The organism is Poriferisphaera sp. WC338 (genome assembly GCF_050931845.1).
Classification (GTDB): Bacteria; Planctomycetota; Phycisphaerae; order Phycisphaerales; family Phycisphaeraceae; genus Poriferisphaera.
Map to the genome: position 1 here is coordinate 565,910 of NZ_CP194516.1, position 26,992 is coordinate 592,901.

Below are 26,992 nucleotides of genomic sequence, written 5' to 3' on the forward strand. Positions count from 1 at the left end.
GGAAAGAGCAAGATACATGCCCACGTACCGTTATCAAATGAAAACTTCAGCCGGTGAAACATCGGTTGGTATCATGACGGCCGAGAGCGCGTTGTCTGCGGCGCAGCAATTGCGTAATCAGGGCAACATTGTTCTGCAGCTCACGCCGGTATCAAACAGTCAGACCAAATCGCTTGGTGAGAAGCTTAAAGCGCTGAACTATCAGTCAGGGCCGACGCAGCGCGACATTCTGAATTTTACAACACAGCTTGCAGTCATGATTCGTGCGGGGATTTCGATCCGTGCGGCATTGGAAGGTATTGCGGATCAGACCGAGAACGCAAAGTTCAAGCAGATCTTGCTAGAGATCAAGCAGGATGTGGAATCGGGCAAGCAGTTTTCGGAAGCACTGGCGAAACATCCGAAGTTATTTGGGCCACTCTACATTAACATGGTGCGCGCATCTGAAATGTCGGGTTCGTTCTCACAGATGTTGGAACGGATCGCGTCTTATCTTCAACAACAGATCGAAACTCGCGCGATGGTCATCGGTGCGATGATTTATCCTGCGGTGATTGGTGCGTTGGCGATTGGCGTAACGATTTTCCTGTTGACGTTTGTTTTGCCACGTTTTGCAGGAGTTTTTGAGGGTAAAGAAGCTGCGATGCCGTGGCCGACAGTCTTCCTGATGAGCCTATCTGCGTTTATGGTTGAGTGGTGGTGGGCGGTAGTGATCGGGCTCTTGGGTATGGTCATCGGGTTTGTGTTTTTTACAAAGACTGAGGCGGGCGGTTGGTGGTGGGACGGCGCGAAGTTGCGCATTCCGATTTTCAGCCGCATGTTCCGGGCGCTCTATATTTCTCGTTCACTGCACACGATGGGTGAGTTGGTGAATGCGGGTGTGCCGATGTTGGATACGCTTGCGATTACTGGAGAGATTTCGGGCAATCGCCACTTCAAACGGCTATGGAAATCCGTTTACACGTGTGTGAAGCAAGGTAAGAAGATTGCGAATCCTTTGCAGAAAACGAAGCTGTTGCCAACTGCTGTGGTGCAGATGGTTGGTGCTGGTGAAGAATCCGGTAAGCTTGGCGAGGTGCTTGATGAAGTTTCAAGCTTTTATGCCCGGCAGTTGCGCGAAGTGATCAAAACCGTAACCAGCATGATCGAGCCGATCATGATTATCATCATGGGTTCGGTTGTTGGTTTTATTGCGATGGCGATCATTCTGCCAATCTTCAAGCTGTCGACGCTGGTGAAGTAGCGGATAGCTAGATGTTTGCATGGATGGTTTGTGCGGATCGTGATGGCTGGGCTGATGAAATGATCACAGAATGCCGCAAGGCAAGGCAAGATGTTTGTGATTGAGTCCGGTAAATCTTATCGATTGAGTAGAGAAGTAACATGGGAAGGGTATTGGATAAGGAATAGTGAATTACAAAGAGCATAAGTTGAGAAGCGGCCGCTCGCGACAGTATCGTCGCCAAGGCGGTTTTACGCTGATTGAAGCGGCGCTGACCACGGTCATCATTGGCACAGGTGTGCTTGCCATTGTTGGTGCGCAGCAGGCGTATCATCAAAAGAATGACTGGGCGACACGCACGGGGACAGCCATGCTCTTGGCGAATGAGATTCGTGAAATGACGTTAAATTTGCCATTGAATGATCCTATTACGGGTGCTTCGAACATTGGTGTCGAGAGTAATGAGATGAAGACACTTGATGATGGGAGCAAGGTCCCAGACATTAAGCGTTTGGATGATCTGGATGATTTTGCGGGGACATTGGTTGGTGGAACGACAGAATATTCTGGTATCACGCTCAGTCCGCCGGTGAATGCACTGCGGGAAGAAGTTACTGATATGAAAAACTGGACGCAGGTGGTGACGATTTATGAAGTGCCTGCGGTTTACCTTGCCACAGAAGTGAAGCAACCATTGACGGGTGATTCTGAAGTGATCCGCGTTAATGTTGATGTGTATTACACGGAGCCTAACGAGACAGTGGGCGATCTGGTGACGAATCTGACGTGGGTCGTCACACGATAGATCGAGTGTTGGGTGAGATCGTGCAGTTGTAGCAGCAGGAGGCTGGAGAAAACATGATGAGCTTACATCGGGACAATCCAATCAGGCGACGTGCCCATCGTGAACGCGGTGCTGCAGCGCTATTGGCGATGATGTTTCTCGTGATCTTTGGCTCACTTGCAACCGCAATGGCGATTGTTTCGCAGGGTAATCTTTCGACCGCTGATTCACATCTCAAAATCAATCGTGCTTTGGCGGCAGCTGAAACGGGCATGCATTTTATGGTGTACCGCATCAATGAGGCATCCTCAAAGGTGCGAACGCAAGATGGACTGATCTCACATGGCAATGCACAGGCACTTTGGACGCAGGTACGAGAAGAACTCTATAACTCGCTCAAGGATGACCTGCAATACGATAATAAATCGTTTGGTTTTGGCGATGGTGGTTACATGGCGATTCCAGAAATTCCGGTGGGGCCAAAAGCACCGACTTTTTCTGCGACACTCGCACAACATCCACTGGTCGATGAGAACTATGGATCAGATTATTACAATCGACCACCTTATAGCCAATACACACCCGCGGTTTCGCAGGCCAATCCTCTTGATGCGACTTGGGTTCGTTTGACGGTGACATCACATGTTGGGCCAGAGGGCGCGGGTCGGGTATCTCGTACGATTAAACTTGATTTCAAGATCAGTAAGAAGATCCGCTACGCACTATTGTCCAGTTCACGTGTGATGATTGGTCGAAATGTGATTATTGATGGGCCGGTGGGATCACGTTTTGATGAAACACATATTGAGAATGGGCACCCGATACAAATGGTGTCGGATTTCCGCGGTTTACATGCAAGCTTAGATTCAAAGCTTGATGCACTTGTTGGATCGCTGGTTGGTAATGAAACCAATCATGACACTGATGGCGACAATCGTATTAACGTGAATAATCCAACGGAGCTTGGCGATCTTAATGCTGAAACGTTGGATGTGAACGGCGACGGTTATATTGATGAGTTTGATATGTTTTTGGCTGAGTTTGGCCAGTTTGATTCGGGTGAAAATCTGACGCGTGTTTCGGTCTCGAATCTGACAGCACGGGGTGTTTCAGATGTGGCTGCGGCACAAGTGCTTGAGCTAATCGATACGTTTGGGGATCCGAACCGGGCAGGGTACAACGACGGCTACATTGATTCGGAAGATCGTTATGCCAAAATCCGTGGCGAGGTTTATGTAACCGCTGATCGAGATGGTTGGAATAGTGGCGCAGCGGACCCGAACGAAAACGGTTCTACTGCTTACCAGGATTATTTCCAAGGTGGTATCGCGCCAGATTACAATAACTCGGCCTTGACATTCCAAGCGACGCAGAACGATGCGTATCAATTTCAGCCAGAAGATTTTGATGGTGCGGTGGCCAATTTGGGCGCGAAGGCAACGACAGATCTGATCGCACAGGCAACACCACAAGCGAACAGTAATCCTGATGGCGATCCAGATAAACCAATCTATGATTCAGATGGCGTGTTCGAAGCAGTGCCCTTTGGTGCCGCTCATCCTTATGATTACTACGAGCGTCCGGTTTATGAAAACATGACCTTCACGGATGTGAAGATCCCCAAAGGGACTAACGCACTATTCCGCAATTGCACGTTCCGTGGTGTGACTTACATCGAAACGCAGGTAGAGAATACCGACGAGTATTATAATTACGGCGGTATGCTGGAAAACAATAAGTCTGACAAGTTTCCAGATTACACTAACACGAAAACGATCTCGAATAATCTCCGTTTTGATGGTTGCACGTTTGAAGGCGGGATTGTGACGCAGTCGCCAAAGGAATTTACGCACGTCCGTAACAAGATCGCCTTTACGGGCCAGACGCAATTCAAGATTGAAGATTCGGACTATCTTTCCGATGCAGAAAAAGCACTTTACAAACGATCTACGATTCTTGCGCCTAACTACTCGATCGAGATGGGTACGTTTGATAACCCAGCTGATGCAAATGAAACCATCAATCTTTCCGGCACGATTGTGGCAGGTTTGATCGATATGCGAGGTCAGGTCAAGATCAACGGTTCGGTTATCACCACGTTTCAGCCTAAATCAGGTGAAGGTAATGTGAAGGGCGATACCTCACCGCAGTTTAATACGACGATCGGCTACTTTTCTGAGAGTGAAGGCGACCTTGAAGCCGCGATGCCAACTGGTGGGTATGGTGTGATCCAGATTAAATATGACCCAACGATCCCATTGCCGGATGGCATTATGGGGCCGATTGAAGTGAAAGCCAGTTATGCCACGTATACCGAAGCCGGCGCGTCTTAAGTGAGCGGGGCAAAGTAGCGCGCATGATCCATTGAGTGTGAATATGAAGCAGCAAACACAACAACATCATCGGCAGCGAGGTTTGTCACTCGTTGAAATGCTGATCTCATTGGCGATCACAGCGATGTTACTGACAGCAACCATGGTTGCGACCGATGCTTCATTCAAAGCGTATGCTTCTGCTGCAGAATCTGCTTCTACGCAAACTTCCACGCGGATGGTGATCAATCGTTTGCTGACGATGGTGCGAACTTCGACGGCGCACGGGCCGCTGACGCTTGCCTCTGCTCAGAGTATCGATGCGGGTGCGACGTTGAACGGCAACATTATTACCTGTAATCATATTGAGATGATTGACAGCAAGGGGCGTCTGGTTCGCATTGAGTATGTTGAAGATGAAGAACAATTGTATGTTCGTGTAGATGACAATAAGGACTTCAGTTTTGGAAGTACCGAGACCTATCAGCCGCTATTGGGAGGTGTGACCAAAGCGAAATTCCATGTGCGATACCGTTTTGATAATGAAGGTGTGATTGTATTGGAGCGTGGATCGGTTGAGCTGACGGTTGTGCCGGATGAGGACAACACGTTGGCCATTGAAACTGCGGAGCAGACGCAGATCCAAGTAGTAGCTTCAACGATGCCGCGACGGCTGGACGATTAGCAGCACCTTTTATTCGGAAACAAACAATCACGCTGGCCATTGGGTTGGCGTTTTTTTATGCGCCATAGTCGCATCATGGATAACTGTCTTGATGTCCCGATAATAACCTCTGGGCAAAGCTCAAAACACACTATTTTACCCATCTTAGTCGCTTATCTGGACCCTGAATTGTAGCTTTTAATTAGCCGCTTTCAGGGTATGAATCTGCGGCTTGTTCGTAGATATCAGTGATGTGTTCCCGCGATTGTATGCGGAGGTTTTGAAAGGTTGTCATATGAAATCTTGGATTTGTACCGCTGCGATAGGCTCAACGATGTTGCTGGGCACTTCGCATCTTTCCGCAGACACGATTGAGCTTGCTGGTGTGGTACGCGATTTTAAGAAGAGCCACCCCGACTTTGAAGCGTTTGGACATTGGCAGTATTCAAACTGGTACGTGCGTTCTGGACCGTCGCTTTATGCGTATAAAAAACTGGTGAATAACGAGCTGGGTGAGGACGGGTTGCCGCAGTTGAATATGGATTACTTCAATGATCCATATCGAAAGGTGCCGTTCTCGTCTCCGGAAAATTTTAAGCAATGGTATACGGATGTGCCGGATGTGAATATTACCATACCGATGACAATCACACTGGATAACCATCAGGATGAGCCGGGTGGGGTATATACTTTTGCGATGGAACGGCCAACCTATTTCTTCCCGATTGATGAAAAGGGCTTTGGTAATTCTGGTACTGCAAAAGATGGTAAGCAGCATAACTTCCACTGGACGTTCGAAGTGCGTACCACGTTCCACTACACCGATCCTGCGGACCGTGAGGAAGCAATGGTATTCACGTTCACCGGCGATGATGATGTTTGGGTGTTCATTAATGGCAAGCTTGCCGTTGATCTTGGTGGGGTCCATCCACAAGCGTCGGGATCGATCAATCTTGACCAGCGTGCGAGATGGCTTGGTTTGGAGCCTGGTGAAGAGTACACGTTGGATGTATTTATGGCGGAACGTCACACGAATGAATCAAACTTCCGCATTGATACAACGTTGAAGCTTAAGGCGGTAGATCCTCCGGTGATCAGCCCGTTGTACGATTGATTGGCCATACCTTCATCTCCCAAGGTGGTTACTTGGGAGCCCCGGAGTGGGGTCGTCTGAATGACGTGATCAGTGTGTCATCACATTCAGCGGCCCCTCTCTTCTTAAACATATCTTATGAGATTGCCTGAAACTCCTAGGCAGGATCACGTACGTGTCCGTTTATAACGTCTGGATAAATTGATTATCCGGCAAATCTTCCGGCTCACACTGGTTTATCCAGACGGCGTATTGTACGTTTCAGCAAGATCTAATGAAGGGGTTCAGGGCGCAGGCCTGATGGTCAGGTCAGCGACTTCGGATGAAATTATTTTACCCTGTCGGAGGCACCGAAAGGGTAGGTTCATGAAATCATGGATATGTGGTTTAGCGACCGCGGGGACCGTCCTGGCTGGGTGCTCCCTCGCGACAGCCGACACCATCGAACTTACGGGAACTGTACGCGATTTTAAAGTGTCGCACCCAGACTTTGAAGCATTCACGCACGGCCAATACTCAAATTATTATGTCACATCTGGACCATCACGTTACGCATACCTCGGTCTTGTTGCACCGACATTAGGTGAAGATGGTGTGCCAAAACTTAATCCTGCGATGTTCATAACCAAAACGGTTACGACAGGTGGCGTGACATATGATAAAAAAGGCAAGGTAAAGAAGCCGGGCAGTAAGCCAAAGAAGGGTGATTATACGACACCCGTTGTGACAGAGACGACGGTTGAGCGCAAACAGCCGATGCCATTCTCATCTCATGAATCGTTTGATCAGTGGTACAAAGATGTTCCAGATGTAAACATTGCCATTCCGGTGACTATAACACTCGACAACAATCGTGATGAGCCGGGTGGTGTGTACACATTTGCGATGACCCGACCCACGTATTTCTTCCCGATCGACAACAAGGGTTTTGGCAATTCCGGTTGGGCTGCTGATGGTTACTACCATAATTTCCACTGGACCTTTGATGTTCGTACGAAGTTTACATACACAGATCCCGCTGAACGAGACTATGCGATGGTCTTTACATTCACCGGTGACGATGATGTTTGGGTATTTATCAATGGCAGGCTAGCTGTGGACCTTGGCGGTGTTCACCCACAGGCATCAGGCTCAGTGAATCTTGATGAGAAAGCTTCGCAACTTGGACTTGAACCGGGCGGTGAGTACTCATTGGATGTGTTTATGGCTGAACGTCATACTAATCAATCGAACTTCCGGATTGATACAACGCTGAAACTCAAAGCGGTGGACCCATCCACGATCAGCCCATTGTATGACTAAGAATGATTGACTACCTAACAACCCGCGGTGCGATCTTACAGGATCGCGCCGCGTTTTTTTTTTGCAGGTATAAGTATTACGTGAGGCAAGGGGTTTAGAAACCCCAGAAATACTGGGTCAGCAGTACGGTCATGATCATGAATGTGATGTTCAGTGGGATGCCGAAGCGGAGGTAATCGCCAAATTTGTAACCGCCGGGGCCGTAGACCATAAGGTTAGTTTGGTAACCGATGGGTGTGGCAAAACTTGCACTGGCGGCAAGCATGATCACGATCGCAAACGGGACGAAGTTCACGTCCAGCGAATCAGCCGCCGAGAAAGCGATCGGGAATACCAAGGCTGCGGCAGCGTTGTTGGTGATGACTTCCGTAAACAGCATCGTGACCAGATAAACAGCCCCCAAGACTAGCAGCGGGTTATCACCGGCTAGGCGGATCATGTTGTCCGCAATAATCCCAGCGCCGCCGGTCCGTTCCAGTGCGCCGCCAAGTCCGAGTGCAGCACCAATGAGCAGCAATACCTGCCAATGAATACTCCGTCGCGCTTCACTTCCTGTGCAGCATCGGGTTACGATCATGATGCCGGCTGCGACCATGACCGCGGGGAGCAGCATGGTTTGCGCATTGATTGTGATTGCTGCCACCATGCCTAGTAGTACAAGGATCGCGATCCAAGCACGCTCGTGACGTGTTGGTGTTGATCCCTCAACCGTGCTAACTAAGAAAAAGTCGCGGGAGTTGCGTTGTCGTTCGACGAAGCTTGGCTCACCTTCGAGTAGCAATGTATCGCCGGGCTGGAGTTTGATGTCGCCGATCTTTTGTTTAAGGCGTTCGCCGCTACGGCCAACTGCGATGACAGCTGCGCCGTAGTTTGATCGGAATTGCGCATCACGAATCGTTTTGCCGATCATCGGGCAGGTGTTGGAGACGACGGCCTCCATCAGGCAGCGGCGTGTTTCTTCGCCGCCGAGCTTAAACACCTGTGTGGTTGCGGGGACAAGCCCCCGCATTTTTCGCAAGTCGACCACACTCTCGACGATACCGACAAAGATCAATCGGTCATTGGCTTCTAATACGGTGTTAGACCCGACTGCCTGCATAATTTGGCTGCCGCGATCAATCTCCGCAAGATATAAACCCGGCAAGTGACGCAGCCCCGCTTGTGCGATCGTTCGTCCGACCAGCGCGCCGCCATCTTCCACCAGCATTTCAACGGTGTATTGCCTTGGGTCGTCACTTAAAGATACTGCAGGCACACGTTCTGGCAGCAGCCATTTACTTGCAATCAGAATATAAGCCAACCCGATCAAGGCGCACGGCAGGCCCACCCACGCGAGATCGAACATGTTGATTGTGCCGAGGATTTCAGTTGCACCTGGTTTGGTCGCATACTCGCCCATGAGGCCGATCACGATCAAGTTGGTACTTGTGCCGATGAGGGTGCACACGCCGCCGAAGATGGATGCGTATGACAGCGGGATAAAAAGTTTGGATGGGTTCAGCTTTGCCTTCTTGCACCAGTCATCCACCACGGGCATGAACATGGCCACGATGGGGGTATTGTTTAGAAATGCACTGAGGCCAGCGACCGGAAAGAGCAATCTTGCCTGCGCACTGAACACACTCTTGGGGCGTCCTAGCAGTGGCTGCATCATCCGTGTCATCGCCCCCGTCTGCACCAATCCTTCTACTACTACAAACAAAACCCCCACCGTCACCAATCCTGCATTACCAAAGTTCAACACTGCTTCTGCGCCGGTTGGTAAGAGATCGCTCCCTGTGATCGCACCTACTGCGATCACCAGCGTCAATCCGCCAAGGAAAAGCATTTCTGCTGGCCCCATGTTGCGCATGACCATCACCAACACAGTGACAATCACTCCTAAGACAAACCAGGCTTCCCAAGTCATTGATTCGATCCGTATAAGTGAATGCTCGGATGCTGCGCTTGCTTCAAAATCATGGCGCTACCGAGAAAAATAAAAAAGCAGCCCTTTCAGACTGCTCTCATCATCTTAAGTCAATCCGTCTGCGTCAATCATACCTTTTCAATGATCAGCGTATCGTTCTGCCCACCGAAGCCAAAGCTGTTGGACAAACAGATATCAACCTTCGTGTCTCGCAGCACATTGGGGATGTAATCCAGATCACATTCCGGGTCGGGATCGTTCAGATTGATCGTCGGAGGGAGCTTCTGATCACGCAAGGCAAGCACACAAACGATCGCTTCGCAAACGCCTGCTGCGGCAATTAAATGACCCATCATCGACTTCACGCTGCTGACCGGGGTTTCCGGCGCATCGTCGCCGAAAACGCGCTTGATCGCCTTGGTTTCGATCGAGTCGTTTTCTTTGGTACCTGTACCGTGTGCAGAGATATAATCGACATCAGCAGGAGTCCTGTGAGCGTCGGACAATGCGCCGTTCATAGCTGCTGCGGCGCCGCGGCCTTCCGGATGCATGTCGGTAATCCGGTACGCATCGGCGGTCGAGCCGTAGCCAGTGATCTCTGCCAGTACCTTCGCACCACGAGCTTCAGCGTGTTCCAGTGTTTCGAGGATCATGATCCCCGCACCTTCACCCAGCACAAAACCATCACGGTCAATACTGAACGGCCGACTTGCTGTCTTCATGTCGTCGTTACGATTCGAAAGTGCGGTCAGGCGGTTAAAGCCCGTCACACCCAATGGATGAATCATTGTATGTGCACCGCCGGTCATCATGATATCGGCGTCGCCGCGGCGGAGGATCTCGGTTGCTTCGCCAATCGCTTGCGTCGAAGCGGCACAAGCGGTCAGGCAATTGTAGGTTGGCCCCTGCGCATCAAACTCAAGCGCCAAGTGCGTGAGCGGCATGTGCGGTTCCTGCTCATTCTCGCGCATGACATCCAAAAGCTCTTTGGCTTTCTCAGCCCATTTGACCGCGTCTATCTCACGATTAGACGCATCCCAGCCGTGCAGGTTGCTGCCGACATAATTGTCAAAGTCCAGTGTGCCTTCACCGCTGCCGAGATAGATCCCAAGGCGGTCATGATCCAGTTTTCCGTCACCATCTAACTCATTAAGCCCGGCGCATTCCCAAGCCTGTGCCGCTGCGCCCAGCGCGTAGGATGTGTTCAGGCCGACATGCTCATGAAGCTCGGGGTGTTTCACGAATTGTCGGTAATCATAGTCCCGAACCTGTGCTGCAAACGTGGTGGGGTAGGTCGATGCATCGAAATGCTCGATCTTTTCAATCCCGCACTCACCCGCAAGCAGGTTGGACCAAACCGTCTGGATATCATGGCCAAGCGGTGTGACCCAGCCGATGCCAGTGACCACGACCCGCTTTGACGCGTCTCTTTTACTCACGCCCGATTTTCCTTATATGAACGGATGAGCCCTGCAAGCAGTTTGGCCGCTTCGTCGTAATAATCATTCATGCGTTCGAACTTTTCTTCATCGAGGTATTCAAGTTTGTATGACAGCTCGATGAGGTATCCCACTTCACGAAGCGCGCCGAAGGACACATTCAGAAAGTGCATGTATTCACGCATGGTTGGCCGCGCGCATCCGTTGACAATGTTTGAAGCGACAGCCACCGCAGCGGTGCGCATCTGTTGCACAAGCCCATGGGTTTCGTCTTCAGGTAGGTTGCTGGTTTCTTTGAAGGTCGCGACGACAAGCTCGTCGGCTGCTTGGAATGCCTTCAGTTTGCGATGGTCTCTGCCCAATTTTAGGTTCCTTATCAATGCGTGTGTTAGGAGATAGCCTATGAACACGATCATAGGCCGTGCGTTGTTCTATGCTGTGTATTTCTTTAATAGGATCGCGGTGTTTTGGCCGCCAAAGCCGGTGCTGATGATCAGTGCGTGGCGGATGTCTTTGTCCTGGCTGTCCTGATTGCCGCCGATGCCTTCAAGTGGTGCGTCTCGATTGATGATCGCTGGCACTTTGCCATCTTTAATCGCTTTCGCAGCTACGCAAACATCCAGTCCACCTCCGCCAGAACCGCAGTTACCCGCGAATGCTTTGACCGTGATCACTGGAATGTCCTTCAAGCGATCACCAAAGACTTTGCGATAGGCTGCGACTTCGCCGGCATCCCAGCCTGGCATGCCGCTGCCGTAAGCCACGATCATGTCTATTTCGTCCGGGTTTGCATCTGCTTCGTGGAGTGCGATCTTGATCGCGTTAGCGATGGCGCGCCCTTCTGGATCAGTCTGCCAGTTGCGGCTTTCACGATGTACCGTTTGTGAGGCACCAAATCCAACCACTTCGGCATATGGCTTGTGATTCTCAGGTTTTTCGCGGTTTTCGTAGCTCTCGGTTTCTTCAAGCACGACGATGCCGCCGCCTTCACCGATGACCATTCCGTCCGCGTTTTCATCGAACGGTCGTACACCATCAGCGGTTTCACATTCGCTTAGCCGATCGCTCATTTCCTGGCGTTTGTAGGCCATGACATTCAGTTTGCTCTCGATCCCGCCACAAAGGCCTGCCTCGGCCTTGCCACGCTGGATCACGCGCAGACTTTCGCCGATGCTCAGTCCGCTGGAAGAGTTGCCGCAAGTGATGGTGTTACTTGGGCCTTGAGTGTCGTGAATGATCGCGACGTGGCTGGCGAGCATGTTCGGCAAATACTTCAGCAACCACAACGGAGTGAGATGGTTCATCCCATCCTTGCCCCATTCATGGATATCAAACGAGCCGCTTTTCGCGCTCTCGGCAAGTGCCATCGTCAGTTCTTCAACATCTGCTGCGATCAGGCCTGCACCGATCTGCGCACTGACGCGGCTGGCATCATAAGATCGTGGTCCATCATCGCCTGCGGTGCCGGGTGTTTGTAGTCCCGCATCTTTAGCTGCGTAGTCTGCTGCTGCAACGGCTAACTCAATATCACGTGCCATCACTTTTGTTGCCTTGCGGTAACTTTTGGGTACGAAGTTTTTGACTTTGAATCCCTTGATCTCGCACGCAAGCTGACAGGAGAAGCCGCTCGGATCAAATGTCTCCAGACGTGCGATCCCGCTGCGCCCGGCGCACAATGCGTCCCAAACCTCATCGATCCCCATCCCGATTCCACTCACCGGCCCGAGGCCCGTTATCACGACACGTCTAGTCATATCTGTCCTGTCCAGATCCTGTTCGGTCTTCCTTGTTGATCACTGAAATCCACTCGCCGCCACCCTCGACCTTTGCCCAACGAGCTTCATATAAGTTAAGCATTGTAGCCAATCAGGCCGCTGGGTGTTAAATTCCCCAAGCTTTGCAAACTTCAACATATTGTACAGATAAGCATTGCGCGCACGTCACCCTCAATCACATCATAGCAGCGAACAGATTCATCGTCGTAACTTGTTTCTACTTAATATTTAATATTGATATGAACCGCTGATTTTCTTAGCTGCCTTCCAGGTCATGTTGCCCGCTATCGTCGGTGAAGCAGCCGATGAAAAATAACAGTGCTGCCACTGTTGCCGCTCCGAACATCATCCCGAACGCTACGTTCCATCCATACGCTTTTACAAGTCCGCCGAGCAGTACACCCGAGACGATTGTCGAGAGGTACGCACAGAAGCCGGTTAGCCCGACCGCGGTGCTTGCCGCTCTTCGGGTTGCCAGATTGGCCGCGATGACTGACACCAAGCATTGCGGGCCGTAAATGAAGAACCCCGATGCGATCAGGCAGCTGACTTTCAGTCCCACCATGTTGTCCGGCAATTGCCAGAATAGCCAGAGCGCTACCCCGCACAGTACCATGTATCCCAAACAGGTTCGGGAGGCATGCCCCCTGAAAAACTTGTCGGTGATAAAACCACTGCACAGCACGCCCGCGATCCCCATCACTTCAAAGAGCGCCGTCAAGCCGGCGGCACTTTCAAGTTCAAACCCCGCGCTTTCTTTCAAAAAAGTCGGTCCCCAATCCAAGATCGCATATCGCATTACATACACAAAAAACATCGCGATACTTACCAACCAAACCCACGGGTTCAGGAAAACATGCTTCATGACAAAGGCGTTGTATTCTTTGCCGCTGATCGCTTTGTCCAATGATTCGCTTTGCTGTTCTTCTTCATCGCTTACTTCAGCAATGTCATTGATTTCCCCGCGATGTAGTTTTTCATACACGCCGACCGCTGGCAGGCCCATTGTTTCTGGGATGTCGCGCAACGTCAGCAGCAACATCGCTGCGCCGCCTAACGCGATCACCCCTGGCACATAGAACGCATATCGCCAGCCGTAATAAACCGTCAGCCACCCCGCGAGTGGCACGATGATCGCGGCACCTAGCGAGTGACCTACGTTCCAGATCGAAAACTTGGTCGCTCTTTCTTTTAAGCTAAACCAGTGCGTGAGCATTTTGACGCACGGCGGGAACCCCATGCCTTGAAACCAACCATTTGCCATCCAAAACAGTCCCATCCAGAGTGCTGTTTCGCTCATGCCAAAGCCAAAGTTCATCACCGCACAGAGGATCAATCCTGTTGCCATGAAGATTCGTGGGTTTGCTCGGTCGGCCAAGTAACCGTTACAAAGTTTGGATAAACCATACAGCAGGCCGTGTGCCGTGAGGAACGCACCGAGTTGAAGCTTGGTGATACCTAAATCTTCTTCGATCCCCGGCATGGCGGCGCTGAGGTTTTTGCGCACCATGTAGAAGATCGCATAGCCGACCATACTGGTGTAGAGGATCTCATTACGCCAGAAGCGGTACTGCTTGCGGACCTGATGGGTGTCTTTGATAAGGGGTTTAGTGGGTGCCTCTTTGATCCAGTTGAGTAAGAACATGCTTTCCTTCAGCTACAACACAGGCGCTGGGTGCTTCGATGAGTTGCGGCTTGCATTCCCACTAAATACCACGTGCCGCGAAACGTTGTGTCATCATTCTACATTGCTACAGTTCCCCCAACAGTAGATTTTTTGATTCACGCAACTTGTGTTGTCATGCAGCACCGATGTTGCGGTCTTATAGCTAAAGCGAGAATTCGGCCGGTAGGTGTTCTTTGGTGACATGCAAGAGGTCATACGTGTCGCCATCCACTGACATCGAGGTTGTTAACGGTTGCTTGGACAGATGTAGATCGCGCGCTAAGAGCGGCGATAGTGGGTACGCTCTGGGTTCAAAGCGGAAGATTACTGCGTCTTTATGCAGATTTCCGAACGCATGGTTCAGGAAGAAGTAGGTGAGCTGCCGGGCGAGTTGATGGTGCCAATGCGGCTTGGTCAGGCAGCAAATGAATTCAGTTTCGTTCGAGGAAAAATCAAAATTCAGATGGATCAGTCCCGCGAAGCCGGCAAAAGTGTAGTCTGGCTTACGCAGTGCGGTATAGATTGAATAACCAAATGCGCGGTAATGCCATCGTGCGAGATTGAGTCGTTTGATGGTGCGTGCGCGGTTGATCGGTCCGCCGAAGTATTGCGTCAGCCTTGGGTCCGATTGATATTCGAGCATGTAGTCGACATCGCATTCCATCTGTGGCCGAAGCAGAAAATCTTTCGTATGTAGCGTTGCGGGGTGATCGGTGAACTCATCTTCGAATCGGTCCTGTGCCGACACAGGCATTTGTGTGCGACGTGGGAATGGATGGGGGTGGGCTTTGAGTGCTGCTGCTGCTTTGGATGGTCGCATGATGTTCAGTTCCTGTTTAGTAAGCCGTTAAATCGTGATTATTCCGTGCATGGCTATGCTTCGTGTGCAATTGCTTTTTCGGTGATCTGGTGCAGGGTGCGGTCGATGGCGACTGAAAGGTGTGCGGCTGTCTCGCAGATCTGTAGTGCGAATTGAGCGGTTGGCCTATGAATTAGTGGTAATTTCTCGGCGATGTCATAGACGATGTTTTTGTGGTCGTGTTTGAGATTAATCTCATGGTGTTTGCGATAGGCATAGGCAGCTTCCGGAAGCGAAGATTTTGAGATGATCTCTGCGATCGGATCGGAGGCTGCATAGGATGATCCTTCAAGCAACGAGACGTAGTAGGTGAGGGCGGCTGGTGAGTAGTGGGCGGAGTAGGCGAACAGGCGGATCAGTAATGTAAATGGTTCCAATACAGGAATGGTCGTTGGATCAGGATGCCCGAGTGCGCGGAGTGATCGAAGCATGAGCTTGTCGTGGCCAACTTCTTCCTGGATGAAATGGTTGATTGCTTCGCGCCCTTCTGGGAATGATGTTAGCGCGGGAGTAATTGCATGTAAGAAGTTGGTTGCGACGTACCACGTTTGACGGATGATTAATGTGATGATTTGGAAGAAGCGTGCTTCGTTGAGTTCACGTAGCTTGTCGAGTTTGTTTGGTAGCGATACGCGGTCTTGCTCGGATTCAGTTTCGGTGAGTAGACGGTGTCCAATCAGGAGTGAGATCAGCGAGGTCGGATCGTGTAGATCGGATTTACTGAATCGAGATTGTGCGAGGATATCGTCATGATCCCAAATAAAATATGCAGGCAGAATAGGATCGGTGGTGCATGTGCCTAGTGCAAGTTTGAGGAATTCTGAGGGTGCATCTACACGGCGGTGGAACGGGATCAAAAACGTGCGTTCAATTGGGTGTGTAGCAAGTTTTTCTGGATCAGGTGTACTGTAGGTGATGGGATGATCGTCGAAGAACTCAAGGAACCGTTGTGCAGCGGAGGTGTCATGGTGGTTGTGCGTAATGTCGTCAATAGCTTTGGTGATCCACGGCCGATCTTCAGGTTGTACATCAACATCAATCTCAACCCATGGCAATGATAAACGAAATGCAGATCGATCACTGTTACGCCAGTTGAGCTTGCAACTTTTATGTGGAATTTTTGTGACCATAATGTGTTCTCATTTTGTTTGTATAGCTATGGTCCGAGTTACGTGACAATGATTCGGCAGAAAAAAAGGGATCAGGCCCTATTAGTGGCCTGAACCCTGTCATTGCGATTCGGCTGAAGTTTATGGATACTTGCAGCCATTGGTTGTAATATTCTTAATCGCTGTAATGGTCATAGAAGAACTCCTTTTTACATACCAAGACATTGTTTCGAGCAGCATGCCATGCGGCTATTGGGAGTTGGCTATTCTTTCTACGGGGATGAGGTGTATGGGGTGGGGGATCACTGTAGAAAAGCAGTTGCGTATGGGTGATAAGTCGTGTGAATGATTATGGGAAGGGTGATTATCTCGGAATTGCGTCAGTAACGCGTGTGGCAAAGGTGCCATTGAAAAAAGCCCGCAATAAGCGAGCCATTCTCGTATACCTGTTTAAGGCTGCTGGCGTTTTTTATTGAGATTGATGTTGTTTCTTTCGGCGCATGATTAAGGGGGTTGCCGCAAGTGAGATTAGGGCAAGGGAAGTGGGTTCTGGCACAGGTGTGTAAACGTAGGTGAGGGTGAGGGTGCCGTGCATATTGGCGAGTGTTGAGGAACTGATTTCAAGGTCGTTGAGGTCAGAGCCGAACATGTTGATGTTGCCGTTGACATTGATGTTGAAGTTGGAGCCGGTGGTGAAAGCTGGGTTGGCGATGTTGAGGCTTTGTGAAGCGGTGTTGGTACTTGGTGTGTTGAAGGTGACCGAATCATCGCTGCCGAGGCCGGCGTAATTGAGGGAGACAGTCTGGTTGTTTGTAATGTTGATCGAAGAGGTGTTGGGCACGCCGATGAAGGTGGTGCTGTTCATTGGGAAGTTGAAGAGATTGTTGAAGACGAATGCTTTTCGTTCGAAGGCGACGTTGGGCGAGATGGTGGCGGAAGCAAACAGGTTGATATGTGTGAGTGTACCGAGAGCCGTGTTGAAGGTGTTGAAGGTTGGCGGGGTGGGGTCGGAGCCGTTGCCGATGTGGGAGGAGGGGAGGAAGAGTTGGAAGTTTTGCTGTTGCTGGATGGTTGCGGCGGAAGCACTTTGTATGCTACAGGCGAGTGCGAAGATGAGTGACAGGATAAGTGTGGATTGGGTAAGCAGGCGCATGATTGATCTCCTCGTTGTGTCAGCAGAATTGTGATTGGCTGACGGGCTAATATGAACACGCATGAGTTTGATGGTGTGCGTGTTGGTTGAAGATGATTAGGGGACAGTCCCTCCTCGTCATGTGAGCTTCCATCGTAACATGAACGGGATTGTGAATGGAAGGATATTGCTGGCCTGAGGGGATAGGCAAAGGGCAGAAGAGGATTGGTGGTGTGCCGAAAAGCAGGGTAAAATGGGGGGTTATGCTTACGAATCGAATTATTCCGTGCCTAGATGTCAATGAAGGGCGTGTCGTGAAGGGGGTCAACTTTGTGTCGCTGCGTGACGCGGGCGATCCTGTGGAGATTGCGAAGAAGTACGACGAGCAAGGGGCCGATGAGCTTGTGTTTTTGGATATTACAGCCAGCCATGAAGGGCGGGATATCACGTTGGATATGGTGAAGCGTGTGGCGGAGGAATGTTTTATGCCGTTTACGGTGGGGGGAGGCATCCGCACGATTGATGATGTGACGCGATTGATTCAGGCTGGCGCGGAGAAGGTGAGTATCAATACCGCAGCAGTGCTTGATCCGAAGATTGTGGAGCAGACTGCGAATCGTTTTGGTCGATGCGCGACGGTGGTGAATATTGATCCGAAGCGTGTGCCGATGGAAGAACTGAAAGCACGTTGTACGAACACGGATAACCCGGTGGAAAGCAAAGAGAAGCCGGGCTATGGATTTGAGGTGCACACACATGGCGGAAGGAAGCCAGTGGGTCTTGATCCTGTGGCTTATGCGAAGCTGGTGGTAGAACTCGGCGCGGGCGAGATTATTCTGACGAGCATGGATGGTGATGGAACCAAGGACGGGTATGACATTGAGATTACGAAGCTGATTGCGGAGGCGGTGGATGTGCCGGTGGTTGCTTCAGGTGGATGTGGAAGCCCAGAGCATATGCGTGAGGTCTTGGTGGAAACACGGGCGGATGCGGCGCTGGCGGCTAGCATTTTTCACTATGGCGAGTACACGATTCAAGAGACGAAGGAATACTTGGCCAAGGCAGGTTTGCCAATGCGTTTGGTAGAGATGTGTGAGCAATAACAGCGGTCTTGATTGCCAAGGATTTCGGACTGGTTGTTATGAACCAAAGTTCAAGTGCCCACTGAGCCTCAATTTTCCGCAACATGTGATATTCTGCATCACATGAAGAAACTCTCACGGCAATCTTTCGCAGCAGCTCGGCTGTGGCTAGATAAGAATGGCCGCCCCTTAGAACAAGTGTTATGCGCGATGTTTTTTGATAACGGCCCATCCGATGCGGTGGTCGAGGCGTTATCAATGTTTCAAAATACTGACGGCGGGTATGGGCATTGCTTAGAGCCAGATCATACGAACAACGCATCTACTGTTCTTAATACCTCGGCTGCGCTTGCGATACACTGTCGTATAAATACTCCTAGTACCCATCCACAGATCACGAAGGCCAAATCATATTTAGAGTCATGTTTTGACCGTGATCATAAGGTGTGGCCGATACGTTTTCCGATCGGGCCAGGCACAGAAGGCCCACCTTGGTTTGCTGCTGAAAGCTTGGAAGCTTTGATGGCTAATTTTGGTGGTTGTAGAGTCAATCCGACAGCAGAGATTATTGGGTATCTATATAACTATTCAGATACGGGTGTAGCTGACTGGTTGGACCAAGCGCGAGATCACTTGATGCAGTGGTTGCTAGATCCAAACGTTTCACTAAGCCAACATGAGCTTATGTGCACGGCTCATTTGTTGCAGTCGCCTGCATTGCCGGATGATTTGCATCAGCGCTTATTGGAAAGAATCCAAGCAGCGTTACCGATGGAGATTGAATCGGATATCGGCAAGTGGGGCGGCTATGCGTTTCGTCCCACGATTGTGATTGATGAGCCTGAACATCTCTTGGCGGATTGTATATCTCAAGAACTGTTGTTTGCAGATTTAGATTTTGAGATTGATCGCATATCAGATGACGGCGCTTGGCATCCCTATTGGGATTGGGGTGAGCCGACATCATCAGCTTGGCAAGAAGCGGAATGTGCTTGGTCAAGCATTTTGACCGAACGCACGCTTCGAGTATTGGCAAACTTCGGGAGGATTTGTGATTAAAGTTGATGTTTAGGATTTTTCGATCTGTTGCCTGGTAAACAGCAGAGGAAGGCGTATCTAAACGGAAGTCGGTTTGGAGCGAGGCGATTTTGTATTGCTTGAGATGATGTAATGGGTGATGATGCTTCGGAAAAAGTCGGAGCGTGGTATGGCATGTGGAAAGAGTGCGGGGGTGGTCTTGGAATAGTCATGAATGCGAGGGTTGGGTGCTTGTTGGTGGGGGGAGTGATGTGGGTTTAGGCAAGAAAGAGGAGAAAAGTATCGGAATTTGGTCCGTGAGTTGTTAATATGGCGGACAGCGGCGGTGTAAGGTGCGAGATGGGGCAGGGGCGAGGGTAGAAAAAAGGGGGGATTGCCGACAGTAAGCTAAACAAGGGCGGTGGGTTGTGGTAAGCTGGTGTCGCGCAAAGCACGCCTTAAGCGGGACGGGATTGGGTATTAGCGTAGCAAGTGGGAGTCGGCGGCGGTCAGCTTGTCCGGCGGTATCCACAACTGACAATTGATTCAGAGGCAGGTAAGCAGAAGAGGTGACACCTGTGAGTGAAGTGAAGCACGAAGACGCGGTTCCGATTGATCATGTCGATGATCAGAAGTCGATGGCCGATACTGGTTTTTTCAAGTTTTTTGAAGCGGCGGTTCGTTTTGAATCATCAGACTTGATCATGCGAGCGGGGCAGGTGCCAAAACTTCGGTTGCGTGGTTCCTTGAAGAATCTGGATGTGCCTGCAATTGAAGTTAAAGATTTTGAGCACTGGGTTGAAGAATCTTTGAGCACTGGGTTGAAGAATCTTTGAGCCCGGCGCAGTGGAAATTCTATGCGGAGCATGGCTCGATCGACCTTGGTGTTGACTTTGAGATCCAGAGCGAGATCCACCGTTTCCGAATCAACATTTTCCGCACACGTGGCCGTAGTGGGATTGCCGCTCGCCGTGTGAACAACACGATTCTAAATTTTGAAGAGTTGTATTTGCCACCAGCGATCGGTGAGCTTTGTAAGCTGCATCAAGGCTTGGTGTTGCTCGCAGGTGTGACTGGCTCAGGTAAGAGTACGACGATCGCGGCGATGCTTGACCAGATCAACATGAATCGGGCGTGTCATATTCTGACAATTGAAGACCCGATCGAATATCTGTTTACAGACAAGAAATCGATCATCAATCAGCGTGAAGTGGGCATTGATTTGCCGGACTTCGATACGGGGCTGCGTGCTTTGGTGCGTGAGAATCCGGATGTCGTGCTGATCGGTGAAATGCGTGACAAAGAAACATTTGAGGCGGCGTTGCGTGCGGCAGAAACCGGACACTTGGTGTTCGGGACGATCCACGCATCGAGTGCAGCTCAGGCGTTTGGTCGTATTTATGACTTGTTCCCACCGGAGGAACGTGAAGCGATCCGCAACCTATTGGCGTATCAGATGCAGGGTTTTGTGTATCAGATGCTTTTGCCGACGATTATGGAAGGCGTGCAGCGTGTGCCGGCGGTAGAGATTTTGCTTCAAAGTCCGCCGACACGGAAATACATCATCGAAGGCCGTGAAGACGAGTTACCGTCGGTGATGAAAGAGTTCCGTGAAGATGGGATGCAGACGTTTACGGACAGCTTGATCGACCTCGTCGAGAAAGAATACATTCATCCTCGTGTGGCTCAAGACGTGGCACCGTCTGCTGAAGAAGTGAAGATGCGTCTGCGTGGCATTACATCGAAATAATCGCATATGGATATGGAGCGGGGTTGAAGTGGCCAGCGTAAGCTGAGGTTAACGAGAAACCGAAAGAAGAAGACAGAGCTGATGATAAATACGTTTCTAGAAGTCGAAGCCGTGGTATTGATGAGTTGGTTCAAGCCGCTGATGTTCTTGGTCGTGCTCGGTGGCTGGGCGTGGGTGGTCGGGCATCTGGATAAAGATGCTGCGTACTACTACTTGCCACGGATCTGGACGAACCTGTTCCTGATGGTGACGGGTTTGCTTGGGCTGGCGCTCATGCTGTTGATCCCATTCTTTTTCCTCGGCTTCTTGCTCGGGCTTTGTCCGATCGTCGGCGGCATCGGGGGGTATGCGTACTACCGCAACACAAAGGTGCCGGAGGGTGAGCGTTGGACGCTGAACGCGGAGATGTGGAAAGAGAAGATGGCGAAGAAAGCGCACGCCAAGGCGCAATACAAAGCTACGCTTCAACTTGTTCAGAAAGATGAAGGTCTTATGGAAGTGCCGAGTGGCGATACGCCGCAGGCGCTGGCGCATGAGACATTGGAGAATGTGCTTGATTTTGCGGTGCCACGGCGTGCAACACAGATCGATATTATTGCTGATGCGAAGAAGGCGGCAATGGTTGCTCGGATTGATGGCGTGAAGTATCCGCAGCCAGCGCTTGAGCCGAAGGCCGCACTCGCTTTGATTGATTATGTGAAATCATCCTCCGGTCTTGATGTTGAAGACCGTCGCAAAAAACAGATTGGTGCGCTCAAGTTCCAGATGGAAGAGCACGGCAAGCATGAGATGTCGTTGGTGACGATGGGTTCGACGCGGGGTGTTTCACTGACAATGATTCTTGATGACAGCCGGGCGCACTTGCCGTTTGAAAAGCTTGGCTTGTTGGACGCTCAGCTTGAGCATTTGAAGAAGCTGACGCAGGAAGAAGGCAAAGTCGTGTTGGTGTCGAGCCCGCCGAAGATGGGCAGCACGACGACGTTGTACAGCCTGACTCAGGTCCACGATCCATATATTCAGAGTGTGGTCACGTTGGAAGATCAGGAAGTCTTCGAGATGGAAGGCGTGTCGCACAATGCGTTGCCAGAAGACATGACGGCTGAAGATTTTAACCACAAACTTCGTGGCGTGATCCGCACCGACCCGAACGTAATCATGATCAACCGCTTGCCGGATGCGTCGACGCTTGCAGAGATTACCGATGCATCGAAAGATATTCGTTTCTACATTGGGATGCAGGCGAACGATACGTTTGAATCGTTGAAGCTGTGGATCAAGCAGGTCGGCAATAAGCGTAAGGCGGCCGAGATGATCGGCGGGATCGTGACACAGCGATTGATGCGGCGTTTATGTGAGACGTGTCGTACAGGTTATCAGCCAGACCCGGCGGTCTTGAAGAAGATGAATCTGCCGGCCGACCGTGTGGGTGAGTTGTATCACGCTTCAGGTCAGGTCGTCATTAAAGATAAGCCTCAAACATGTCCGCTTTGTCACGGAATTGGTTACCGTGGCCGGATTGCGGTGTTTGAAGTGATGCCCATTGATATGCAGGCACGCCAACTGATCGCAGCGGGCGATCTAGACAAGCTCAAGAGCTATCTGCGTAAGCAAAAAATGCTTTGGCTGCAGGAGGCGGCGCTTGCGAATGTGGTGAGCGGCAACACGGATATTAAAGAAGTCACACGGGCGTTGAGTGAACGCAGCGGTCAACGCAAGCGATCTTCCAGCTCGTCGGCGAAGAAGCCCGCAGCGGCTCCGAGCCAAGGTTGATGATGTGTGCATCAGGTGGGGGGAACGTGAGTTTGATGGTTAAGACCGATACTCAGACGAAGTGAAAACAGAAACTTAAATTGGTAAGACGAATATGCTGATTTTCTCAAACATACTTTTGATCGTGTTCCTGCTGGCGATGGTTTACATCTGGGGAATACAGGGCTGGTTCTCGGCGCTGATTCACCTTTGCTGCACGATTGCTGCGGGGACGATTGCGTTTGCTATATGGGAGCCGTTGACGTTGAATCTGCTCATAGGATTGAAACCGTCGATCGCGTGGAGCTTAGGTTTGCTTGTGCCGTTCGGTGTACTGCTGATCGTGTTCCGTATGGTGATCGACAAGTTGATCCGTAAGAACATGCAGCTCCAGCAATTCATTGGTTTTGCGGGCGGGGCAGCATGTGGTTTGGCGAGCGGTTTATTGACGGCGGGTATTGTCGTGATTGGCTTGGGATTATTGCCACTGGGTCAGACGATGGGTGGATATCAACCATTTGCACGCAGCGGTGGTGGTGGGGTCATTGAGGGAGAGGGCAAACTGTGGGTGCCGGTGGATAACATTGCGAACAAGTTTTTTGCGACACTGTCTTCGGGTGCGTTTGCCCCGAGTTTCAGTGATGTGAGTTTGAGCTCGCACCGTCCAGACCTTGCGCGGCAGGTTTCGATCAACCGTTTAGCGAAGGACGAGAACGCTTCGACAGTGGCGACTCCAGAGGAGTTGATGGTGTCGAGCGTGTATGAGCGCGAGACACCTGTGTTGGAAGTGCCGCCATCGGTTGGGTTACTTTTGGGCGATGCGTTCAAGAACGAAGGCAACCGTTTGCTGGTGGTGGATACGGTCTGGGAATCGAATGATACGGTGGGTACGTTCGATGGTGATCAGACATTCCGTTGCAGCGGAACGCAGGTCCGCCTGGTGACCAAGAAGAAAAATGGCACGGGTGAAATGGTGAAGCTGACGGCTCCGATTGCTTTCTCGAAGCCTGATGGTGAGATGCGTGTGTTCAAGTCGCTTGATTCGAATCTGGTTCAGGCGTGGGGGTCGGATGTGAGGAACACGGTGGGCTGGGTGTTTGTGGTGCCGGCGGATGAAACACCTGAATTTTTGTTTGTGAAGCAACTGCGGTTGAATCTACCGAAAGCGGCGGCTTACGTGCAGGATGTGAATGAAGTACTGGCGGCGCTTGGTGTGCCGAGCGAAGCGGATCAACAGGCAGCATCAGATGATGCGGCGGAAGGTTCTACGAATGTGGGCGACCGCACCGGGCCTCGCGGGAATGTGACAGGTAAGTTTGCAGAGCAAACCAATAAGCTGCCACGCGTGGTCAGCAAGAACTACGCCTCGGGCTTGGACGTGACCAGTGATGGTGCGATCCGTTCGGGGAGTGCGCGTGTGACCCAGCGTGTGGGCAGCGTGTCCAAACGGATTCGGATTGACCGGTTGTATGTGCCGAGCCATCAGTCGATGATCCGAATTGAAATGGAACGTGATGTGGCTCAGTCGCTCTTGGGCAGGGCGCACGCAAGCGCGGTAGCGCTTGGTGCAGTATATGTTACAGACGATAAAGGCGGCGATGGCATGCCGGCGGTGGGTTATGTGCTGTCGAAGAAGGGCGGCGAGCAGATTATCAATATCAAGCGCATTCGTTCGGCCAAGAACTTGCCTCTGACGGATATGGAACGAGGTGATAAGTTGTATGTTTACTTCAAGGTGAACCGCAACCGTACGATTGAGAAATTGCATATTGGTGGAACCACTGAGCAGGAAATCAATCTGAAGATCAACTGATGATTGTGGCAAGAAGATAGAGATTCGGCGGCGACCATGTGTCGCCGTTTTTTTTATGCCCTAAGAAGTTGACCTGTGGAAATTGTGGGAGATGTGGTGAGCGTGATCGGGTATGCTTGGTGCATGGAGTCGATGGCATTTGATGGTAAGCGTGCGGTGGTGATGGGGCTTGGCCGATTTGGTGGCGGCGTTGGCGCGGCGCGTTGGCTGACGAGTCAAGGTGCGGATGTCTTGGTGACGGACATGCTGGTTGAGGAGGAGCTAACGGATAGCTTGGTGCAGCTTGCGGATGTGGCGGTGCGGTACCGGTTGGGGGGGCATGATGAAAGTGATTTTGAATCAGCGGATGTGGTGGTGGTGAATCCGGCTGTACCGCGGGACGGGAATCATTATGTGCAGGCGGCGCGGCGAGGTGGGGCGGTGGTGACCAGCGAGATTGAGCTATTACTGGAGCGGTTACCTAACCCGGTGAAGGTGATCGGCGTAACGGGGACGCATGGGAAGTCAACAGTATGTGCGATGCTTGGGCGTGTACTTAGTTTGCAGGGGAAATGTTGGGTGGGCGGGAACATTGGCGGTTCATTGTTGGGGGATCTTGAGAATATTGGGGCAGATGATTGGGTGGTGCTGGAGCTGTCGAGTTTTATGTTGGCAGGCATCGCGGAGCGGGCTGTGGACGATCGTTTGGCTGGGTGGATTGGCGTGGGGGCAGTAACGAGCTTTAGTGCGAATCATTTGGATTGGCATAAGAATGAACGTGAATACCGGGAAGCGAAGGCGGAGCTGCTGGAGATGATTATGGATGGTGGGGTAGCAGTATTTGGGCCGGGTATGCAGGCAGCTGGTTTTGCCGTGGGAGATGGTGTGCGGCTTGTTGAGGTGGGGCATGATGATGGGGATGATCTCTCCATGAAATTGGCGGGCCGGTTTAATCGAGAGAATGGTGCGATGGTGCGGGCGATTTGTGGAGCAGCAGGTGGCTGGGATGAGGAGCGGTCTAAGCATGAGATAGAAGCATTTGAAGGGTTGCCGCACCGCATGCAGTTTGTGGGGAGATGGATGGTGAATGACGTTGAGGTGTATGGGCATAATGATTCGAAGTGTACAACTGTTGTGGGTGCGGTAAGCGCGATGCGGTGTTTTGATCCTGCGGCGGAGCGGCTGCATGTGATTCTTGGGGGGTATGACAAGGGTGATGATTATGTGGGCTTGGGCACGGAGGCCGCAAAGTTGTGTCATCGTGTGTATGTGATTGGGGATGTGAGTGAGCGGATTGCGAAAGGGGTGAGTGAAGCTGGTGGAGCGGTGGTGTTATGTGATGATTTGCCAACTGCGGTGCGCGAAGTGTATGCGCATGTGCAGCGGGATGGTGCAGGAAAAAATGTCGCGGTGCTGCTGAGTCCGGGATGCGCGTCTTGGGATCAGTTTAATCATTATGAGGAGCGGGGTGAGGTCTTTATGCGAGAGATGCGGGCGGTATGTGGGGGTTGAGATTTCAGTGTGCGGAATAGACGCTACGGTGCGGAAACCGTGTTTGGTGTTATGTTTGACTAAAAGTTGTAGCGGAGGCCGAGGATGGCGGCGTGTGATGTGGGTGCGGTGTATTCAAAGTTGTTGAAGACGGGGTTGTTAGAAGAAAGGAAGCGATATCCACCGTACATTTCGAGGTGCTGGGTGAGTTTATAAGCGAGGCCAGTTTGAAATTGGTAGGCGAAGACATTGTCTTTGTCATTGACTGTGGCATCGAAGCCGTACGAGGTACCGGATTGGTTGAGTTTGTAACGAGAGATGCCGACCCCGCCGCCGATGTACCAGTCGAGCCGATCGGTGAGGGGGATGTCTAGGTAGAGGTTGGACATGAAGTTGAGTTGTCCGAGGTCGCCTGAGAGATTAAGGGTTGAGGTTTGTTCGTCGAAGCCGAAGTTTTGGTAGCTGACTTCGAATTCAGCGCGGAGGATGCTATAGCGGAGGCCGATCGCGCCGCCACCGCCGAAGGCAGGATCGAGTGGGATTGTGTTTTCAGGGATAGGGAGGTTGAGCGATTCGAGCATTTCCGTGTCGGCAACTTCTGCGAATGAGCCGAAGCCTGAGACGTAAAAGGAGAGCTTTGGGGGCGTTTGTTTAGCGGCTTCTCTGATGATCGATTTATGTGCAGCAATGGGTGAGAAAGGGACTGTGGGCGTTTGAGCAGCAAGGCAGAGCGGTAACAGTAACAGGGAGAGGATACAGCTATAGAAAAACAATATTTTCACAGGGCATGCTCCGGAATGTTGGACCCTGTGGTGTTATCGGGGAGGCAATTGATTTTGCGACAA

The 26,992-nt window shown here is 51.3% G+C and carries 22 protein-coding genes; 13 read left to right on the forward strand and 9 right to left on the reverse strand.

The annotated features are described in order from the left end of the window. The first annotated feature begins 16 nt into the window (after nt 1-16). From ACQ6WK_RS02350 to ACQ6WK_RS02375, 6 genes are all read left to right on the forward strand, one after another. Nucleotides 17-1,243 carry a type II secretion system F family protein gene (locus ACQ6WK_RS02350; protein WP_432799135.1) on the forward strand — a complete coding sequence of 409 codons (1,227 nt, stop codon included), beginning with the start codon at nt 17-19 and terminating at the stop codon, nt 1,241-1,243. A gap of 166 nt (nt 1,244-1,409) precedes the next feature. After that, entirely contained in the window at nt 1,410-2,027 is a 618-nt protein-coding gene (locus ACQ6WK_RS02355; RefSeq protein ID WP_432799136.1) for a type IV pilus modification PilV family protein, read from the forward strand. Between the two features lie 56 nt (nt 2,028-2,083). Beyond that, nucleotides 2,084-4,339, forward strand: coding sequence for a hypothetical protein (locus tag ACQ6WK_RS02360; protein ID WP_432799137.1), 2,256 nt, complete (start codon nt 2,084-2,086; stop codon nt 4,337-4,339). Between the two features lie 43 nt (nt 4,340-4,382). Then, entirely contained in the window at nt 4,383-5,003 is a 621-nt protein-coding gene (locus tag ACQ6WK_RS02365; protein ID WP_432799138.1) for a PulJ/GspJ family protein, read from the forward strand. 274 nt (nt 5,004-5,277) lie between these two features. Beyond that, complete coding sequence (locus ACQ6WK_RS02370) at nt 5,278-6,096, forward strand: fibro-slime domain-containing protein (RefSeq protein ID WP_432799139.1); 819 nt, start codon at nt 5,278-5,280, stop codon at nt 6,094-6,096. Between the two features lie 345 nt (nt 6,097-6,441). Beyond that, on the forward strand, nt 6,442-7,377 hold the full coding sequence (locus ACQ6WK_RS02375) for a fibro-slime domain-containing protein (RefSeq protein WP_432799140.1): 936 nt from the start codon (nt 6,442-6,444) through the stop codon (nt 7,375-7,377). 94 nt (nt 7,378-7,471) lie between these two features. On the opposite strand, the gene ACQ6WK_RS02380 is transcribed toward ACQ6WK_RS02375, so the two are convergent. The 8 genes from ACQ6WK_RS02380 to ACQ6WK_RS02415 all read right to left on the reverse strand — a co-directional run bounded on the left by ACQ6WK_RS02380 (nt 7,472) and on the right by ACQ6WK_RS02415 (nt 17,287). After that, nucleotides 7,472-9,286 carry an SLC13 family permease gene (locus ACQ6WK_RS02380; RefSeq protein ID WP_432799141.1) on the reverse strand — a complete coding sequence of 605 codons (1,815 nt, stop codon included), beginning with the start codon at nt 9,284-9,286 and terminating at the stop codon, nt 7,472-7,474. Between the two features lie 128 nt (nt 9,287-9,414). Then, on the reverse strand, nt 9,415-10,725 hold the full coding sequence (locus tag ACQ6WK_RS02385; RefSeq protein WP_432799142.1) for a beta-ketoacyl-[acyl-carrier-protein] synthase family protein: 1,311 nt from the start codon (nt 10,723-10,725) through the stop codon (nt 9,415-9,417). Beyond that, on the reverse strand, nt 10,722-11,087 hold the full coding sequence (locus tag ACQ6WK_RS02390) for a four helix bundle protein (protein WP_432799143.1): 366 nt from the start codon (nt 11,085-11,087) through the stop codon (nt 10,722-10,724). The genes ACQ6WK_RS02385 and ACQ6WK_RS02390 overlap by 4 nt, the downstream gene beginning before the upstream one ends. Nucleotides 11,088-11,156: 69 nt before the next feature. Next, the gene (locus tag ACQ6WK_RS02395; RefSeq protein ID WP_432799144.1) at nt 11,157-12,479 is read right to left on the reverse strand and encodes a beta-ketoacyl-[acyl-carrier-protein] synthase family protein; all 1,323 of its coding nucleotides are present in this window, start codon (nt 12,477-12,479) and stop codon (nt 11,157-11,159) included. Nucleotides 12,480-12,756: 277 nt separating this feature from the next. After that, nucleotides 12,757-14,145, reverse strand: a complete 1,389-nt coding sequence (locus ACQ6WK_RS02400) for an MFS transporter (protein WP_432799145.1) — start codon at nt 14,143-14,145, stop codon at nt 12,757-12,759. Nucleotides 14,146-14,329: 184 nt separating this feature from the next. Next, the gene (locus ACQ6WK_RS02405) at nt 14,330-14,986 is read right to left on the reverse strand and encodes a GNAT family N-acetyltransferase (protein WP_432799146.1); all 657 of its coding nucleotides are present in this window, start codon (nt 14,984-14,986) and stop codon (nt 14,330-14,332) included. Between the two features lie 53 nt (nt 14,987-15,039). Next, complete coding sequence (locus ACQ6WK_RS02410) at nt 15,040-16,155, reverse strand: hypothetical protein (RefSeq protein WP_432799147.1); 1,116 nt, start codon at nt 16,153-16,155, stop codon at nt 15,040-15,042. Nucleotides 16,156-16,603: 448 nt separating this feature from the next. Beyond that, on the reverse strand, nt 16,604-17,287 hold the full coding sequence (locus tag ACQ6WK_RS02415) for a PEP-CTERM sorting domain-containing protein (protein WP_432799148.1): 684 nt from the start codon (nt 17,285-17,287) through the stop codon (nt 16,604-16,606). Between the two features lie 242 nt (nt 17,288-17,529). Between ACQ6WK_RS02415 and hisF the strand changes: the two genes are divergently transcribed. From hisF to ACQ6WK_RS02450, 7 genes are all read left to right on the forward strand, one after another. Continuing rightward, complete coding sequence (gene hisF / locus ACQ6WK_RS02420) at nt 17,530-18,369, forward strand: imidazole glycerol phosphate synthase subunit HisF (RefSeq protein WP_432799149.1); 840 nt, start codon at nt 17,530-17,532, stop codon at nt 18,367-18,369. Nucleotides 18,370-18,471: 102 nt separating this feature from the next. Continuing rightward, the gene (locus ACQ6WK_RS02425) at nt 18,472-19,407 is read left to right on the forward strand and encodes a hypothetical protein (RefSeq protein ID WP_432799150.1); all 936 of its coding nucleotides are present in this window, start codon (nt 18,472-18,474) and stop codon (nt 19,405-19,407) included. Nucleotides 19,408-19,943: 536 nt separating this feature from the next. Next, the gene (locus ACQ6WK_RS02430; protein WP_432799151.1) at nt 19,944-20,201 is read left to right on the forward strand and encodes a hypothetical protein; all 258 of its coding nucleotides are present in this window, start codon (nt 19,944-19,946) and stop codon (nt 20,199-20,201) included. Next, nucleotides 20,198-21,115: a type IV pilus twitching motility protein PilT gene (locus ACQ6WK_RS02435; RefSeq protein ID WP_432799152.1), complete on the forward strand. Its 918-nt coding sequence runs from the start codon at nt 20,198-20,200 to the stop codon at nt 21,113-21,115. The genes ACQ6WK_RS02430 and ACQ6WK_RS02435 overlap by 4 nt, the downstream gene beginning before the upstream one ends. 81 nt (nt 21,116-21,196) lie before the next feature. Continuing rightward, nucleotides 21,197-22,885 carry a GspE/PulE family protein gene (locus ACQ6WK_RS02440; RefSeq protein WP_432799153.1) on the forward strand — a complete coding sequence of 563 codons (1,689 nt, stop codon included), beginning with the start codon at nt 21,197-21,199 and terminating at the stop codon, nt 22,883-22,885. Between the two features lie 94 nt (nt 22,886-22,979). After that, nucleotides 22,980-24,677: a hypothetical protein gene (locus tag ACQ6WK_RS02445; protein WP_432799154.1), complete on the forward strand. Its 1,698-nt coding sequence runs from the start codon at nt 22,980-22,982 to the stop codon at nt 24,675-24,677. A 75-nt stretch (nt 24,678-24,752) separates the two neighbouring features. After that, complete coding sequence (locus tag ACQ6WK_RS02450) at nt 24,753-26,168, forward strand: Mur ligase family protein (RefSeq protein WP_432799155.1); 1,416 nt, start codon at nt 24,753-24,755, stop codon at nt 26,166-26,168. A gap of 59 nt (nt 26,169-26,227) precedes the next feature. Here the strand turns inward: ACQ6WK_RS02450 and ACQ6WK_RS02455 are convergent, their stop codons facing one another. After that, nucleotides 26,228-26,929, reverse strand: coding sequence for an outer membrane protein (locus ACQ6WK_RS02455; RefSeq protein WP_432799156.1), 702 nt, complete (start codon nt 26,927-26,929; stop codon nt 26,228-26,230). Nucleotides 26,930-26,992: the final 63 nt, after the last annotated feature.

Bases quoted from the DNA above. Each gene is read 5' to 3' on its own strand.
- ACQ6WK_RS02375 (WP_432799140.1), top strand. From the start codon at position 6,442: ATGAAATCATGGATATGTGGTTTAGCGACCGCGGGGACCGTCCTGGCT.
- ACQ6WK_RS02415 (WP_432799148.1), bottom strand. From the start codon at position 17,287: ATGCGCCTGCTTACCCAATCCACACTTATCCTGTCACTCATCTTCGCA.
- ACQ6WK_RS02440 (WP_432799153.1), top strand. From the start codon at position 21,197: ATGATAAATACGTTTCTAGAAGTCGAAGCCGTGGTATTGATGAGTTGG.
- ACQ6WK_RS02410 (WP_432799147.1), bottom strand. From the start codon at position 16,155: ATGGTCACAAAAATTCCACATAAAAGTTGCAAGCTCAACTGGCGTAAC.
- ACQ6WK_RS02400 (WP_432799145.1), bottom strand. From the start codon at position 14,145: ATGTTCTTACTCAACTGGATCAAAGAGGCACCCACTAAACCCCTTATC.
- ACQ6WK_RS02370 (WP_432799139.1), top strand. From the start codon at position 5,278: ATGAAATCTTGGATTTGTACCGCTGCGATAGGCTCAACGATGTTGCTG.
- hisF (WP_432799149.1), top strand. From the start codon at position 17,530: ATGCTTACGAATCGAATTATTCCGTGCCTAGATGTCAATGAAGGGCGT.
- ACQ6WK_RS02445 (WP_432799154.1), top strand. From the start codon at position 22,980: ATGCTGATTTTCTCAAACATACTTTTGATCGTGTTCCTGCTGGCGATG.
- ACQ6WK_RS02350 (WP_432799135.1), top strand. From the start codon at position 17: ATGCCCACGTACCGTTATCAAATGAAAACTTCAGCCGGTGAAACATCG.
- ACQ6WK_RS02365 (WP_432799138.1), top strand. From the start codon at position 4,383: ATGAAGCAGCAAACACAACAACATCATCGGCAGCGAGGTTTGTCACTC.
- ACQ6WK_RS02360 (WP_432799137.1), top strand. From the start codon at position 2,084: ATGAGCTTACATCGGGACAATCCAATCAGGCGACGTGCCCATCGTGAA.
- ACQ6WK_RS02380 (WP_432799141.1), bottom strand. From the start codon at position 9,286: ATGACTTGGGAAGCCTGGTTTGTCTTAGGAGTGATTGTCACTGTGTTG.
- ACQ6WK_RS02395 (WP_432799144.1), bottom strand. From the start codon at position 12,479: ATGACTAGACGTGTCGTGATAACGGGCCTCGGGCCGGTGAGTGGAATC.
- ACQ6WK_RS02405 (WP_432799146.1), bottom strand. From the start codon at position 14,986: ATGCGACCATCCAAAGCAGCAGCAGCACTCAAAGCCCACCCCCATCCA.
- ACQ6WK_RS02425 (WP_432799150.1), top strand. From the start codon at position 18,472: ATGAAGAAACTCTCACGGCAATCTTTCGCAGCAGCTCGGCTGTGGCTA.